At 73.0% G+C, this 15,619-nt stretch carries 11 protein-coding genes; 10 read left to right on the top strand and 1 reads right to left on the bottom strand.

What is annotated here, in order from left to right; genetic code table 11:
- Positions 1-82 precede the first annotated feature (82 nt).
- The 10 genes from rsmH (at position 83) to GIS00_RS21455 (ending at position 14,585) form a co-directional block, all read left to right on the top strand.
- Positions 83-1,198: a 16S rRNA (cytosine(1402)-N(4))-methyltransferase RsmH gene (rsmH, locus tag GIS00_RS21500; protein WP_154770476.1), complete on the top strand. Its 1,116-nt coding sequence runs from the start codon at positions 83-85 to the stop codon at positions 1,196-1,198.
- Positions 1,195-1,809 (top strand): hypothetical protein, encoded by a 615-nt coding sequence (locus GIS00_RS21495; RefSeq protein WP_154770475.1) that lies wholly within the window; start codon positions 1,195-1,197, stop codon positions 1,807-1,809. Before rsmH ends, GIS00_RS21495 begins: the two co-directional genes overlap by 4 nt.
- Complete coding sequence (locus GIS00_RS21490; RefSeq protein ID WP_154770474.1) at positions 1,806-4,163, top strand: peptidoglycan D,D-transpeptidase FtsI family protein; 2,358 nt, start codon at positions 1,806-1,808, stop codon at positions 4,161-4,163. The genes GIS00_RS21495 and GIS00_RS21490 overlap by 4 nt, the downstream gene beginning before the upstream one ends.
- Positions 4,141-5,796 carry a UDP-N-acetylmuramoyl-L-alanyl-D-glutamate--2,6-diaminopimelate ligase gene (locus tag GIS00_RS21485; protein ID WP_154770473.1) on the top strand — a complete coding sequence of 552 codons (1,656 nt, stop codon included), beginning with the start codon at positions 4,141-4,143 and terminating at the stop codon, positions 5,794-5,796. Before GIS00_RS21490 ends, GIS00_RS21485 begins: the two co-directional genes overlap by 23 nt.
- Positions 5,793-7,355, top strand: coding sequence for a UDP-N-acetylmuramoyl-tripeptide--D-alanyl-D-alanine ligase (locus GIS00_RS21480; protein WP_407666897.1), 1,563 nt, complete (start codon positions 5,793-5,795; stop codon positions 7,353-7,355). Before GIS00_RS21485 ends, GIS00_RS21480 begins: the two co-directional genes overlap by 4 nt.
- On the top strand, positions 7,352-8,476 hold the full coding sequence (gene mraY / locus GIS00_RS21475; RefSeq protein WP_322098268.1) for a phospho-N-acetylmuramoyl-pentapeptide-transferase: 1,125 nt from the start codon (positions 7,352-7,354) through the stop codon (positions 8,474-8,476). Before GIS00_RS21480 ends, mraY begins: the two co-directional genes overlap by 4 nt.
- A gap of 736 nt (positions 8,477-9,212) precedes the next feature.
- On the top strand, positions 9,213-11,090 hold the full coding sequence (gene ftsW / locus GIS00_RS21470) for a putative lipid II flippase FtsW (protein ID WP_322098267.1): 1,878 nt from the start codon (positions 9,213-9,215) through the stop codon (positions 11,088-11,090).
- Complete coding sequence (gene murG, locus GIS00_RS21465) at positions 11,087-12,217, top strand: undecaprenyldiphospho-muramoylpentapeptide beta-N-acetylglucosaminyltransferase (RefSeq protein ID WP_154770470.1); 1,131 nt, start codon at positions 11,087-11,089, stop codon at positions 12,215-12,217. Before ftsW ends, murG begins: the two co-directional genes overlap by 4 nt.
- On the top strand, positions 12,214-13,833 hold the full coding sequence (locus GIS00_RS21460; protein WP_154770469.1) for a UDP-N-acetylmuramate--L-alanine ligase: 1,620 nt from the start codon (positions 12,214-12,216) through the stop codon (positions 13,831-13,833). Before murG ends, GIS00_RS21460 begins: the two co-directional genes overlap by 4 nt.
- Positions 13,830-14,585: a cell division protein FtsQ/DivIB gene (locus GIS00_RS21455; protein ID WP_154770468.1), complete on the top strand. Its 756-nt coding sequence runs from the start codon at positions 13,830-13,832 to the stop codon at positions 14,583-14,585. The genes GIS00_RS21460 and GIS00_RS21455 overlap by 4 nt, the downstream gene beginning before the upstream one ends.
- Before the next feature lie 42 nt (positions 14,586-14,627).
- Here the strand turns inward: GIS00_RS21455 and GIS00_RS21450 are convergent, their stop codons facing one another.
- Positions 14,628-15,404 (bottom strand): sulfite exporter TauE/SafE family protein, encoded by a 777-nt coding sequence (locus GIS00_RS21450; protein ID WP_322098266.1) that lies wholly within the window; start codon positions 15,402-15,404, stop codon positions 14,628-14,630.
- Positions 15,405-15,619 lie beyond the last annotated feature (215 nt).

The raw sequence follows: 15,619 nt of genomic DNA, 5'->3' as shown, positions 1-15,619 counted from the left end.
CGGCCCGGGTCCGCAGCCGCGGACCCGGGCCGGAAACACCCGGACCACCAGGACCGGACGCACGAGCAGGAGAGGGGACGGGATGGCACCGGGAGACCAGCGGCCGCCGGCCCCGGCTCCCGATCCGGCGTCCCGCCTGGTGTCCGACCCGTCGTCCGACCCGACCCCTGATCCGACCTCGGACGTTGCCCGACCTGCCGGGTCTGCCGGGGGCACCTTCCCGCAGCTGCCCACCCGTGATGCCGACGACCTGCACGTCCCGGTCCTGCTCGACCGGATCGTCGATCTGCTCACCCCGTCGCTGTCCCGCGACGGCGCGGTGATGGTCGACGGCACCCTCGGCATGGGCGGCCACACGCTCGCGCTGCTGGCCCGGTTCCCAGCGCTGCGGGTGATCGGCATCGATCGGGATCCGCAGGCGCTGGCCGTGGCGCGGTCCCGGCTCGAGGCGGCCGGTGTGGCCGACCGGGCAGACCTCGTCCACGCCCCGAACGACCGGATCGGCGAGATCCTGGACCGCCGCGCCCCGGCCGGCGTGCAGGGCATCCTGTTCGACCTCGGCGTCTCCTCGCTGCAGCTGGACGAGACCGACCGCGGGTTCGCCTACGCCGTCGACGCCCCGCTGGACATGCGAATGGACCCGACCACCGGCCCGACCGCCGCCGACGTGGTCAACACCTACCCGCCCGGGGCGCTGGTCCGGGTGCTGCGCGAGTTCGGCGAGGAGAAGTTCGCCACCCGGATCGTGTCCTCGATCGTCCGGGAACGGGATTGCGAGCCGTTCACCACCAGCGCACGTCTGGTCGCGCTGATCCGCGAGGCGATCCCCGCCGCCGCCCGGCGCACCGGTGGCCACCCGGCGAAGCGCAGCTTCCAGGCGCTGCGCGTCGAGGTGAACGACGAGCTCGGCGTGCTGGAGCGGGCGCTGCCGGAGGCGCTGCGACTGCTCGCCGTCGGCGGCCGGATCGTCGTCATGTCGTTCCAGTCGCTGGAGGACCGGATCGCCAAGCGCATCCTGCAGCCGCTCACCGAGTCCACCGCACCGCCCGGACTGCCGGTGGTCCCGGAGGAGTACCAGCCGCAGCTGCGCTGGATCGTCCGCGGATCGGTGAAGCCCGACGATGCCGAGATCGCCCAGAACTCCCGCGCCGCCTCGGCCAGGTTGCGCGTCGCCGAACGCATCCGGGAGGCAGCGTGACCATCCAGCAGGATCCGGATCAGCAGGAGCGCACCCGCTCCGGTTCCGCGGACAAGGCGTACGCCCGGCGGGAGCGCCGCGCTGCACTGGCCCGCGGGGACCGGCTGACCGACACCGGCCGGCCGGTGCGCGCGGCCCTGAGCCGGGTGCCGTTCGTGCTGGCGATCATGCTGCTGCTGGCCGGCGGGATCGCCGGGGTGCTGCTGCTCAACACCCTCACCGACGCCGCCGATCTGGAGACCCAGCGCAGTCGCAGCGTCCAGGAGACCCTGTTGATGGACGTCCAGGAGCAGCAGCAGAACGTCGCCAGGCTCAACTCGACCGACGAGATCGCCCGCGCTGCCAGGGAACTCGGGCTGGTTCCGGCCGGGGACGCACCTTTCCTGGTGATCGACAAGAACGGCAAGGGCACAGTGATCGGTTCGCCCTCGGCGGTGCCGACCCCGACCACCACCACACCAGCGGCCGCCACCACACCGGCGGTGACCACCGGTGCTGCGAACGGCACGGGCACTCCGGCGACCGGTACCGCCCTGACGACAGCACCTGCCGGCACGGCCCCGGCAACGACCGGAGCAGCGACCGCAGCGACCACGGCGGCGGGCCGATGACCACCGTGCGCGAACCGTCCGGCAGGTCCGGCGAACCGGGACGCACCCGCCGGGTACCCCCACCGGCCCGCAGCGCCCGGACGTCGGGCGATGCCCGGGCGGCGGGTGGGCGCACCACCAGCGTCCGTGGCAACGGACTTCCGGCTGCCGATGGTCGAGGTGGCCGTACCACCGGTGACAGCAGCCGTTCCCGCACCCGTGGAACCGGGCGGGGGGAGACCCGCGACCGTTCCGCCCGGGCGAGCGACAGCGCCGCAGCTCGCGGAACGACCCGGAACGGGCGGACCGACCGACGGCCCGTCGCGCCGTCCAGGCCGGCCCGCGAGCGCCGCGCCCCCGACCGTCCGGCGCCCGCCCGCGGCCGCACCCCCGGCACCGAGTCCACGACCGACCGCACCGTCCGGGCGGCCCGCCGCCCGGTCCGGTCGCACCGCGGGCACCGCACCCGGCGCGACCGCGCCGTCCGTTACAACGTCACGCTCCGGCACCGCGGCGCGCTGGTGATCCTGCTGGTGCTGCTGCTCGCCGCTGCGGTCAAGCTGGTGATCATCCAGGGTGTCCAGGCAGACGAGCTCACGGCGCAGTCCAGGGTGAACATGACGAAAACGGCACCCATCCCGGCCACCCGCGGGGCGATCACCGACCGGAACGGCTCGCAGCTCGCCTTCACCATCGAGGGCCGGCAGCTGGCCGCCCGCCCGGGTGCCTTCCTCGACGACCCGACGAATGTGAGGACCGTCGAGAACTACGACGGCGACGACGTTCCGGCCCGCACCGCAGCTCAGAAGCGGGAGCTGGTCGCCGACATCATCATCGGTGTGCTGGGCGAGGACAGGGCGCGGGGGACCGACCGGGCCACCCTGCTCGCGCAGATGTCCCGCACCGACACCCCCTACGTCTACCTGGTCAAGCAGGTGCTGCCGGCCCAGGCCGACAACATCCTGGAGCAGGTGAAGGCCGTCCTCGGTTACGAGGAGGTGGTGCTCAACAAGGGCACCGCCAAGGAGACGGTGATGCACGAGATCGATGCCATCTCGGCCGAGTCGAAGGACATCCGGCAGAACCCGGACGGCACCCTCGCCGAGGCGGTCGTCGGCGTGACCGGCAACATGAACGAGGGACTGTCCGGCGTCGAGTCGAAGTACAACGCGCTGCTGGCCGGCACCAACGGTTCGATCACCCAGCAGTACACCGGCGGCCGGCCCGTCCCGGACACCGTCACCAAGGACGTGCCGGTGGTCAACGGCACCGGCATCACGCTGACCCTGGACTCCGACCTGCAGTACTCGGTCGAGCAGATGGTCGCGGACAAGGTGAACGCCACCGGGGCGAAGCGCGGCTGCGCGATCGTCAAGGGCGTCAAGGACGGCCAGATCTACTCGATGTACTGCTACGAGCCCGGGAAGACGGCGCTGGAGACCGGGAACCCCGCCCTGCTCGAGCCGTTCGAGCCGGGGTCGGTCAACAAGGTGGTCACCTTCGCGGCGGCGCTCGATGCCGGCCTGATCACCCCGGACACCGTCATCAAGCAGGTGGACGACTCCATCGAGATGGGCGGCCGCAGCATCCGGGATGCCTGGTCGCACGACCCGGTGGACATGACCGCCACCGGGGTGCTGGCCAAGTCGTCCAACGTCGGGACGCTGATGATCGCGCAGAAGGTCGGCGAGGACGCCTTCGAGTCCTATCTGAAGAAGTTCGGACTGGGTCAGAAGACCGGCATCGGCCTCGCCGAGTCCGCCGGGCAGCTGCCGGAGCGGGACCAGTGGTCGGCCACCAGCTTCGCGAACCTGCCCATCGGGCAGGGGGTCTCGATGACGATGGTGCAACTGGTGGACATGTACCAGGCCATCGGCAACAAGGGCGTGATGATCCAGCCCTCGATCGTCGCCGGCACCACCACCGACGGTGTCTGGACTGCCGCGAAGGCGCCGACGAAGACCCGGGTGATGAAGGAGACCTCCGCCACCGCACTGCTGGAGATGCTGCAGGCGACCACCCAGTCGGGCCGGAACGACGGTGACATCGGCCGGCACGGCACCGCGCCGGACGCGGCCGTCACGGGGTACCCGGTGGCCGGCAAGACCGGTACGGCGCAGCAGATCGACCCGGCGACCGGGACCTACTCGGACACCGTGCACACGCTGACCTTCGCGGGCGTCGCCCCGGCGAACGACCCGGTCTACGCCGTGGCCGTGATGCTGGACGCGCCGAACGAGGAGGGGGAGGCCGGCGAGGTTGCCGCGCCGCTCTTCCACGACATCATGGCGTACGCGCTGCGGGCCGCCGACGTGCCGCCGACGGCAACCGTCACCCCCGAGAAGGACCTCTATGTCGGCGACGGCTGGCAGTGACCGGGCAGTACCCTCAGACCTCGTGTGCGCCGCCCCTCCGTCAGCTCCGCTCCGTCCGACCTCGGTCGTCGGCACGCCGCTGACCCGGCTGGCGGAATCCGCCGGGGCGGCCGTGCCCGGAGGCGCGTCCGGTGCGGATCCGCTGGTCACCGGGGTCACGCTGCGGGCACAGCAGGTGCTGCCGGGGGACCTGTTCGCCGCGCTGCCCGGGGCCCGGGCGCACGGTGCCGCCTTCACCGCCGACGCCGCCGCGCGGGGCGCGGTGGCCGTGCTCACCGACCCGGCCGGTGCCGCTGCGGTGGCCGCGGGCGGTCCCGGATCGGCCGGCGCGGACCTGCCGGTGCTCGTCACGCAGGACCCGCGCGCCGTGCTCGGCGAAGTGGCCGCGACCGTCTACGGCCGGCCCAGCGAGAAGACCGCGGTCATCGGGATCACCGGGACATCGGGCAAGACCACCACCTGCTACCTGCTCGAGGCGGCGCTGGCCGCCGGCGGGCTGCACCCCGGCCTGGTCGGCACCGTGCAGATCCGGATCGACGGCACCGCGACGCCGAGCAGCCTCACCACTCCGGAGGCGCCGGACCTGCAGGCGCTGTTCGCCGTGATGGTGGAGCGCGGCGCGCGGGCGGTGGCGATGGAGGTCTCCTCGCACGCGCTGTCCCTCGGCCGGGTGGCCGGAACCCGTTTCGCCGTCGGCGGTTTCACCAACCTGTCGCAGGACCACCTCGACTTCCACCCGGACATGGAGTCCTACTTCCGGGCCAAGGCGCTGCTGTTCGACGGCCGCGCGGACACCGGCGTCGTGCAGATCGACGACGAGCACGGCCGCCGGCTGGCCGCCGAGCACCCGGGTGTGATCACCGTGTCGGGCACCGACCGGCCGGAGGCGGACTGGGCGGTGCTGGCCGTCGAGGCGGCTGCCGCCGGGCACCAGCAGGTCCGGGTGCGGGCACCGGGGGAGCGGACCGTGTCCTTCGACCTCGCCCTGCCCGGTGCCTTCAACGTCGCCAACGCCGTGCTGGCGCTGGCCTGCGTCTCCGCCGGGACCGAGGTCCCGCTGCCGGTGGCGGCGTCCGCGCTGTCCTCGGTCGTGGTGCCCGGCCGGATGGAACGGGTGGACGCCGGCCAGGACTTCCTGGTGCTGGTCGACTACGCGCACAAGCCGGCCGCGGTGGCCGCGGTGCTGGAGGCGGCGAGCCGCGGCATGAACGGCCGGCTGATCGTGGTGCTGGGCGCCGGCGGCGACCGGGATCCGGGCAAGCGACCGGCGATGGGCGAACAGGCCGCCGTCTGGGCCGACCTGGTGGTGATCACCGACGACAACCCGCGCTCGGAGTCGCCGGCCGCGATCCGCCGCGCGGTGCTCGCCGGCGCGACGCATCCTGCCACCCCCCGTCGGCGTCCCGGTGGGGTGGAGATCCGCGAGGTCGGCGACCGGCACGAGGCGATCCGGGTGGCCGTCGGCGCGGCCGGGACCGGCGACGTGGTGGTGATCGCGGGCAAGGGACACGAGGAGGGCCAGGACGTGGCCGGTGTGGTGCATCCGTTCTCGGACCGCCTGGAGGCTCTCGCCGCGCTCACGGAGCTGGCAGAGCGGTCGGGGCGGTCCGGGCGCGCCGGTGATGTCGCGTGATCCCGATGACGGTGGCCGAAGTGGCCGGCGTGCTGGGTGTCCCCGCTCCGTCGGCCGGCGCCGATGCCGTGGTCGACTCGGTCGAGTTCGACACCCGCCGGGTCCGGCCGGGCGCCCTCTTCGTGGCACTGCCCGGCGAGCGGGTGGACGGGCACGACTTCGCTGCAGCGGCCGCGACCGCCGGGGCGGTGGCGGTGCTCGGATCGCGGGCGATCGACGACGCCGGGATCCCGGTGCTGGTGCTGCCCTCGGCCGACGACGTCCTGCCGGCGCTGGCCCGGCTCGCGCGGGCCTCGGTCGGCGCACTGGTCGAGGCCGGCCTGGTGGTCGTCGGCATCACCGGGTCCTCCGGCAAGACCTCCACCAAGGACCTCGTCGCCGCGGTGCTCGCCGCCCACGCCGGCACCGCGGTCGACTACGGAGCCGATCCGGCGGGGTCCGGCGGTGCCGTGGTCGCCCCCCGCGAGTCGTTCAACAACGAGCTCGGCCACCCGTACACCGTGCTGCGGGCCGGGCCGGGCACCCGGTTCCTGGTGCTCGAGCTCTCCGCCCGCGGCATCGGCCACATCGCTGCGCTGGCCACCACGGCACGACCGCTGATCGGCGCGGTGCTCAACGTCGGCAGCGCGCACCTGGGCGAGTTCGGCTCGGTGGAGGGCATCGCGCAGGCCAAGGGCGAACTGGTCGAGTCGTTGCCGACGGCCGCCGACGGCGGCATCGCCGTGCTCAACGCCGACGACGGCCGGGTGCTCGCCATGCGCGACCGGACGTCCGCCGCGGTGGTCACTGTCGGCACCGGCCCGGGCGCCGACCTGCGGGCCGAGGACATCGGCGAGGACGAGCTGGCCCGGGCGTCCTTCACCCTGGTCACCCCCGAGGGCACCGCCCCGGTGCAGCTCGCCGTGGCCGGCGAGCACCAGATCGGCAACGCACTCACCGCTGCCGCGGTCGGCCGGGCCGTCGGCATGTCGACGCCGGCGATCGCGGCGGCCCTCGGCACCGCCGGGCCTGCCTCGAAGTGGCGGATGGAGGTCACCACCCGGCCGGACGGGGTGACGATCGTCAACGACGCCTACAACGCCAACCCGGAGTCGATGAAGGCCGCGCTGCGCTCGCTGGCCACCATCGGGCGTGGCCGCAGGACCTGGGCGGTGCTCGGCGAGATGGGTGAGCTCGGTGACGCGGCCCGGGACGCGCACGACGCCGTCGGCCGGCTGGCGGTCCGGCTGGGTGTGCACCAGGTGATCGCGGTCGGCCCCGGGGCCCGGCCGCTGCATATGGGCGCCCATCTGGAAGGCTCCTGGGACGGCGAGAGCCTCTGGGTGCCGGACGTGGCCGCAGCCGTCGACGCGGTGCGGAGCGACCTGCAGCCGGGTGACGTGGTGCTGGTAAAGGCCTCCCGCGCGGCCGGTCTGGAGCGGGTGGCGCTGGCATTGCTGGCTGATTCCCCCGAGTCGGCCGGGGTGGCGGATCCGGCTGATCCGGCATGGCCTGCGGTGCGGGTCGAGGAAGCGGACGCCCCGGCGGCGTCCCCGACGAAGGGTCCGGACCACCGGTGAAGTCGATCCTGATCGCAGCGATCGTGGGTCTGGTCGTCTCCATCCTGCTGACGCCGTACCTGATCAAGGTGTTCTCCCGGCAGGGGTTCGGGCAGGAGATCCGGGACGACGGGCCGCAGACCCACCTGAAGAAGCGCGGCACGCCGACCATGGGCGGCACCGCGATCATCATCGCGATGTGGGTCGGCTACGTCGTCTCCACCGTGGTGCAGATGATCGGCGGCGGCAACGGTCCGACCGCGTCCGGCTGGCTGCTGCTCTACCTGACCACCGGTCTCGGCGTGGTCGGCATGCTCGACGACTTCATCAAGATCCGGAAGCAGCGCAGCCTCGGGCTGAACAAGCGGGCGAAGCTGATCGGGCAGACCTTCATCGCCGTGTCCTTCGGCGTGCTGGCGCTGATGTTCCGGTCGGTCGGCGGCGTGCGGAACGACGGCACCCCCTACGCCGGCCTCACCCCGGCCTCGACGCACCTGTCCTACACCCGGGACATCCCGTGGATCTCGCTCGGCGCCGTCGGTTTCGTGATCTTCGCGGTGCTGGTCATCGCCGCCTGGTCCAACGCCGTCAACTTCACCGACGGGCTGGACGGGCTGGCCGCCGGGTCGTCGGTGATGGTGCTCGGCGTCTATGTCTTCATCGGCTTCTACCAGTTCCGGAACGCCTGCGCGAACGTCGATCTCACCGGGATCGCCGCGCAGGGCTGCTACGAGGTGCGCGACCCGCTGGACATCGCGGTGGTCACCGCCGCGGCACTCGGCGGCTGCATCGGGTTCCTCTGGTGGAACGCGCACCCGGCCCGGATCTTCATGGGCGACTCCGGTTCGCTGGCCCTCGGCGGTCTCGTCGCCGGGCTCTCCATCCTGACCCGCACCGAGATGCTGATGATCGTCATCGCCGGTCTGGCGGTGGTCGAGATGCTGTCAGTGGTGTTGCAGATGCTGGTCTACAAGGCCCGGAAGGTCCGCATCTTCAAGATGGCCCCCTTCCACCACCACTTCGAGGTCGGCGGCTGGACCGAGACCACCGTGATGGTCCGCTTCTGGCTCCTCGCCGCCATGTCCGCCGCCCTCGGCGCCGCGCTCTTCTACGCCGACTGGCTGGCGAACACCGGCGGGTAGTCGGTCGTGGTCGGGCGGTGACCTGGCAGGGTTTCGGAGCCTTGGTGTGCCCGGGCAGCGGTCGGCAGGTGGTTGCTGCACTGCGCCGGGAGGGGGAGTGTCGTCGCCGGCGTGGTCTGGTGCCCGGGTTCTGGTGCGGATCGGGGACCGAAAGCATCGGTGGGCGACGGAGAAGGTCCCGGATTCGTGGACGGCGGGCTGCCGGCGATGAGCGGGTTTCGGCGGCCGGGTGTGCGGTGGGCAGGTGGTCGCTGCACTTCGCCCCGAGGTGGGTGCCGTTGTCGGTCGCCGGGTGGGCCGGCGCGGATCGGGGACCGAAAGCATCGGCGGGCGATGGAATCGGTCCCGGTTTCGTGGACGGTGGAGTGTCGGCGATCCCCTGGGGTCGGCGGCCGGACCGATGTTCCGGATCGTCGGGAAGGTCCGATTCGTTCGAGACTGATGTGACTTGAGTGACGTCAGTGAACTCTGGGACCGATGTGACTGGTGGGACGAGTGTGCAAAGTGCGCTCGATGTGGTCACTGGGCACGAAGTTGAGGGAGTTGCTCGACACGCCTCCGATGTCCCCCGGATGGAGGCAGGGGGCACCGATCATCGAGCCATGACGTCCGTCCTGCCGACCGCACCCTGCGGTCGGGGGACCGGTGTCCGGCTTGTCGGCAGTATGCGGACGAGCACCGACAACGTGGCAACCGTGACCGCAGTCGCCACCCGTCCTGCACTCGGGTGCCGCGGGTGAGGACCGGAGCGATCACGGCCGTCACCGACGGGTCGGCCCAGCAGAAGTCGACTCAGAAGTCAGCGCAGCAGAAGTCGTCGAACGGGCAGAAGAAGCAGAAGTCGAAGGGCAGCTCGCTCGTGCCCGGCTTCCTGGCCGGTCCGGTCGCCCGGTTGAAGGACTGGCTGGGCCGGCCGATGACGTCCTGGCACCTGATCCTCGGCGTCTTCGGGCTGCTGCTCGCCTTCGGTCTGCTGATGGTGCTGTCGGCGTCGTCGATCACCGCCCTCAAGCGCGGGAACGGCGTCTTCGGCACCTTCGAGAACCAGGCGCTGTACGCCTTCGTCGGGCTGTTCGGGTTCGTCTTCGCCGCGCGCCTGGCGCCGAAGGCGATGCGCAGCCTGGCGTTCCCCGGCGTCCTGGTCTCGATCGGCCTGCTCGCGGTCACCCTGGTGATCGGCCAGGTCCGTGGTGGCGCCCGGTCCTGGCTCGGCATCGGCAACATCACGGTGCAGCCCAGCGAGCTGGCCAAGGTCGCGCTGCTGGTCTGGTCGGCGCACGTGCTGGCCTCCCGCCGGCACACCCTGCGGTCGCTGCGGGCCCTGCTGATCCCGGTGCTGCCGGTGTTCGTGCTGATGGTGCTGCTGATCATGCTGCAGCCCGACCTCGGCACCACGGTCAGCCTGACCATCGTCTTCTTCGCCGTGCTCTGGTTCGCCGGCGCGCCGTGGTGGATCTTCGGACTGCTCGGCACCGGTGCGGTCGCCGGTGTCGCCTACCTCGCCACCTCCGCCGACTACCGCGCCGCCCGCGTCTTCGCCTTCCTCGACCCGAGCAACCCGGCGAACGCCGCAGCCACCTACCAGCTCAACCAGGGCCTGTTCGGCATGGGCCACGGCGGCATCTTCGGCGTAGGCCTCGGCAACTCGGTGGCCAAGTGGGGATCGCTGCCCAACGCCGACTCGGACTTCATCTTCGCGATCATCGGCGAGGAGCTCGGCCTGGTCGGGACCGGGCTGGTCCTGGTGCTCTACGCGATGCTCGCCTACACCGGATTCCGGATCGCCCGCCGCAACGTCGACCCGTTCATCAAGATCGTCGCCTCGTCCTGCACGGTCTGGCTGGTCGGCCAGGCGTCGATCAACATCGGGTACGTGGTCGGCCTGTTGCCGGTCACCGGGATCACCCTGCCGATGATCTCGGCCGGTGGCACCTCGCTGATCGTCACCATGTTCGTCTTCGGCATCCTTGCCAACTTCGCCCGTACCGAGCCGCAGGCCGCCGCCGCGCTGTACGCGCAGGGGCCCGGCCGGGTGGCCCGGTTCCTCGGGATCCACAGCCGACCGACGCCGGGTGCGGGCACGGAGAACACCAAGCGCGCCCGGCGGCGTGCGGCCCGGGAAGAGGCCCGCGCCGCTCGGCGTCGGGAGCGGGCCGAGCGCTCCCGCCCGGCCCGCAGGGGTGATGGCGACCGGTCGGACCGGCGCGCCCACCCGGGCAACGCCCGCCGCTCGGGCACCCGGAGCGGCACCAAGTCCCAGCGGGCGGTCGCGGGTCGCACCTCCGGGCGGTCGGCGGAGCGGGCCACGGACCGCCGGGACCCGGGCACGCAGCGGGACCGGGGTGCCCGGCAGGACCGGGGTGCCCGGCAGGACCGGGGTGCCCGGAGGACCGCCGGTCCGGCAGGATCGGACCCGCGCCGCGGCGACCCCCGGGCAGCCGGGAACGCGCGGATGCGGGACGATGCCGGACGGCGCCGGGAGACCCCGGGCGCCGGCCGGGCCGGGAAGGACAGGATGGTGCAGGTGCAGGGCGACGGACGGCCACGGCCGATACCGGTCGATCACCAGGGCGAGCGGACGATCCGCCGCTCCGGCCGGACGGTGCGCCGATGACGGCCACCGACGGTCCGGAGACGGCCGCAGCCGGTGGGCCGCGGATCCTCATCGCCGGCGGCGGCAGCGCCGGTCACGTGCAGCCCGCCCTGGCGGTCGCGGACGCGATCATGGCGGCCGAGCCGACCGCGACGGTCATCTGCCTGGGCACCGAGCGGGGCCTGGAGACCACCCTGGTCCCGGACCGCGGCTACCGGCTCGAGCTGATCCCCGAGGTGAAGTTCACCCGGCAGGCGAACCTGGACGTGCTCCGCATCCCGGGCCGGTTGCGGCGCACGGTGAAGGCCGCCCGCGCCGTCATCAAGTCCGAGAACATCGACGTGGTGGTCGGTTTCGGCGGCTACGTGGCGTTGCCTGCTTACCTGGCGGCCCGCCGCCGGGTGCCGGTGGTGGTGCACGAGGCCAACGCCCGGGCCGGTATCGCGAACAAGATCGGCGCCCGGTTCGCGACCGTGGTCGCCGCCGCCGTCCCGGACACCGGCCTGGCCGGCGCCCGGGTGGTCGGCAACCCGGTCCGCCGGTCGCTGCGGGAATTGGACCGCCCTGCGCTGCGGGCGCAGGCCCGCGAGTACTTCGGTCTGGACCCGGACGCACCGACCCTGGTGGTCGTCGGCGGGTCGCTGGGTGCGGTCAAGTTCAACCAGATCTTCGCCTCCGTGGCCGACCGGCTGGCCGCTGCCGGCGTCGGCGTGCTGCACGTGCACGGCAAGGGCAAGCCGGTGGACCTGCCGCCCGCACCGCCCGGCCGCCCGCCGTATGTCGCCGTGCCCTACGTCGACCGGATGGACCTCGCCTACGCCGCCGGCGATCTGATGGTCGCCCGGTCCGGTGCGATGACCGTGGCCGAGATCGGTGCGGTCCGGGTCCCGGTCGTCTACGTGCCGCTCGCCTTCGGCAACGGCGAGCAGCGGCTCAATGCGCTGCCGCAGGTGCAGAGCGGCGCCGCCCGGCTGATCGACGAGGAGGCGCTGACCGGCGAGGCGGTGCTCGACACCATCGTCCCGCTGGTCAAGGACCCGCAGGCGCTGACGGCCATGTCCGAGGCTGCCGCCGGCAGCGAGACCGCCCACGCCGACGAGGTTCTCGCCCGGATCGCGCTGGCAGCGGCCCGCCGGCGCCGCGGATGATGCCCGCCACCGCCGTGCCGCGCACCGCCGACGGGCATTCCCTGGAACGCACCCACCTGGTCGGCGTCGGCGGCGCCGGGATGTCTGCCATCGCACGGATCCTCGCCGATCGCGGGCTGCCGGTGTCGGGGTCGGACGCCAAGGGCTCGCACGTACTGACCGGCCTGACCCAGCGCGGTGTGCGCACCGTGCTCGGCCACCGGGCGGACAACCTCGACCTGCTCGACGGCGGCCCGACCGCGGTGGTCGTCTCCACCGCCATCCGCGCCGACAACGCCGAGGTGGCCGAGGCGCGTCGACGCGGGATCCCGGTGGTGCTGCGGGCGCAGGCACTGGCGGCGTTGATGGACGGATCGCGCAGCGTCTGCGTGGCCGGCACCCATGGCAAGACCTCGACCACCTCGATGCTCACCGTCGCCCTGCAGCGGGCCGGGCTCGATCCGTCGTTCGCGATCGGCGGGGAGCTGAACGAGTCCGGATCGGGCGCGCACCAGGGCACCGGGGACGTTTTCGTCGCCGAGGCCGACGAGTCCGACGGGTCCTTTCTCGCCTTCACCCCGCACGGCGCGATCATCACCAACCTGGAGCCCGACCACCTGGACCACCACGGGACACCGGAGGCCTACGCCCGGGTGTTCGAGCAGTTCGTGGACCGGATCGCGCCCGGCGGGTTCCTGGTCGCCTGCCAGGACGATCCCGGGGTGCGGACCCTGCTCAGCACCCTCGACGGCCGGGTCGGCGCCCCCCGGGTGATCCGCTACGGCTTCGCCCCCGGCGGTTCGGTCGACGCACGCACCGCGGACCCCGATGCCGCCGTGGACCGCGCCGCCGCCGACGCCACCTCTGCCCACCCCGCGGCTACCCGCACGCCCTCAGCCGGAAGAGCCGACACCGAGGTGCTGATCGAGCGGCACTCGGCGGCCGGCCACGGCACGGTGGCGACCCTGTCGATCAGCCCCGGGGGCCTGTCGGTCACCCCCGGCGCAGACCGCACCGACCGCACCGGATCGTCCGGACCGGTCGAGGTGCGGCTGACCCTGGCCGTCCCCGGCACCCACATGCTCTCCAACGCCGCGGCCGCGCTGGCCGCCGGTGTCGCGCTCGGGGTGGATCCGGAGGCGATGGCGTCCGGGCTGGCCGGGTACACCGGCGTCCGCCGGCGGTTCGAGTACAAGGGTCGGGCCGGCGGGGTCACCGTCTACGACGACTACGCGCACCACCCGACCGAGGTGCGCGCCCAGCTCGCCGCCGCCCGGGCGGTGCTGGACTCCCGTGACGACCACCCGGGCCGGCTGGTCGTGGTGTTCCAGCCGCACCTGTACTCCCGCACCCGCACCTTCGCCGCCGAGTTCGCGCAGGCACTGGCCACCGCGGACGTCGCGGTGGTGCTCGACGTCTACGGCGCCCGCGAGGACCCGCAGCCGGGCATCACCGGCGAGCTGATCACCTCAGGTATCCCGGCCGGGACGGCCGAGGTGCACTTCGAGCCGTCGTTGGCCACCGCCCCGCAGCGGGTGGCCGGCCTCGTCCGGGAGGGCGACCTGCTGATCACCATGGGCGCCGGTGACGTGACGATGCTGGGCCCGCTGATCCTCGACCGGCTGGGGGAGCGGTGACCACGACCCGGAGTCCCTCCACCCGCACGTCGGCCCGGGCGACGGCGCGGACGGCTGCGACCACGGACGCCGAGGCGGCACCCCGCCGCCGGCGCTGGCCCTACGTGCTGGTCGCCTCCATCCTGGTGCTGGTCTGCGCCGGCGCCGGCTACGTGTTCTTCTTCTCCCCGCTGCTCGGTCTGCGGACGGTCACGGTGGCCGGCGCGGACGCGGATCTGACCGGACAGATCCGGGCCGCAGTGGACCTGCCGGACGGCACCCCGCTGGCCCGGATCGACCTGTCCCAGGTGCAGGACCGGGTGGAGGACGTGCCGCAGGTGGCGGCCGCGACGGTGACCCGGGCCTGGCCGGACGGACTGGTGGTGACCGTGCGGTCGCGCACCCCCGTCGCGGTGACCAGCGCGAACGGCAGGACGTGGCTGCTGGACTCGTCCGGTGTCGCCTACGAGCGGGTGGCGACCGTCCCGGCGGGCATGGTGACGGTCAACCTGGCCACGCCGGCACCGGGCGACCCGGCCACCGAGGCGGCGCTGACCGTGATCGGGGCGATGACCGCCGATTTCCGGGAGACCGTGGCGTCGGTGACCGCGCGCTCCGCCTACGACCTGTCGGTCACCCTCAAGGACAAGCGGGTCGTCTTCTGGGGCGGCACCGACCGCAGCGCCCGCAAGATGCAGATCCTGCCCGCGCTGCTGGAGCGCCCGGGGAAGACGTTCGACGTGTCCGACCCGGACCTGGTCACCGTCCGCTGACCTGCGGGCCGTGCCCGGTGCCCTGCCGCGACCGGGCGGCGGTCAGCCGATCCACAGCTTGACGGCCAGGGCCAATCCGGCGATCCCGATGAACCACCGCATGCCCGTTGCCGGGATCCGCCGGACCACGGCCGGCCCGATCCGGCCACCCACCACACAGCCGACCAGCAGCGGTGGGACGGCCGACCAGTCGACGTCGGCGGTCAGCGAGAAAGTCACCGCGGCAACGGCGTTCGCGCAGCCGAGGACGAAGTTCTTGATCGCGTTCGCCACCGGCAGGGTGCGGTCCGTGCCGGCCAGCAGCAGCGCCAGGATCATCACGCCCGCGGCCGCGCCGAAGTAGCCGCCGTAGACGCAACCCAGGAAGAGCAGGAACGGCACCAGCGGCCCGCCGTCCGGCCGCAGCACGGCGCCGGCGCCGACCGCCCGCTCGCGACGGGCCAGGGTGAAGCGCCGCAGGTTCGGCGAGAGCAGCAGCAGCACACTGGCCATCGCCACCAGGAAGGGCACGATCGCGCCGAAGGTGGCGGGGGAACCGACCAGCAGCAGGATCGCCCCGAGGATGCCGCCGACCACCCCGATCGGCGCCCAGCGCAGCAGGGTGCGCCCCTGCCCCGTCAGCTCCGGGCGGCTGCCGGCCACCGAACCGATGGACGAACCGATCAGCCCGACGGTGTTGGTCACGTTCGCCACCACCGGCGGCAGACCGACCAGCAGCAGCGCGGGATAGGACACCAGCGACGCGAGACCTGCTGTGGAGCCGACGATCCCGGCGCCGACACCGGCCGCGAGCAGCAACAGGATCTCCCCGATGGTCACGGGCGGCGGTCCGGTGGGGGAGGCAGGGCAGGCACGTGGTGCAACGCTAGTCCGGCCGGCGGGCCGCCCCGGCACCGCCTCGGCGGCCGGCGTGCACGGGCGCGGTCGCACTCGACCGGCACCCGCGCGGGCGTCCGGGACGCCCACATCGGCACTCGGTGCGGTCGTCCGAGGACACTGCGCCACCACAACTCTCGACCCCGGGTCCAGACGAA

It is taken from the genome of Nakamurella alba, assembly GCF_009707545.1.
GTDB classification, from domain to species: Bacteria; Actinomycetota; Actinomycetes; order Mycobacteriales; family Nakamurellaceae; genus Nakamurella; species Nakamurella alba.
This window is presented reverse-complemented; position numbering and strand designations above follow the sequence as displayed.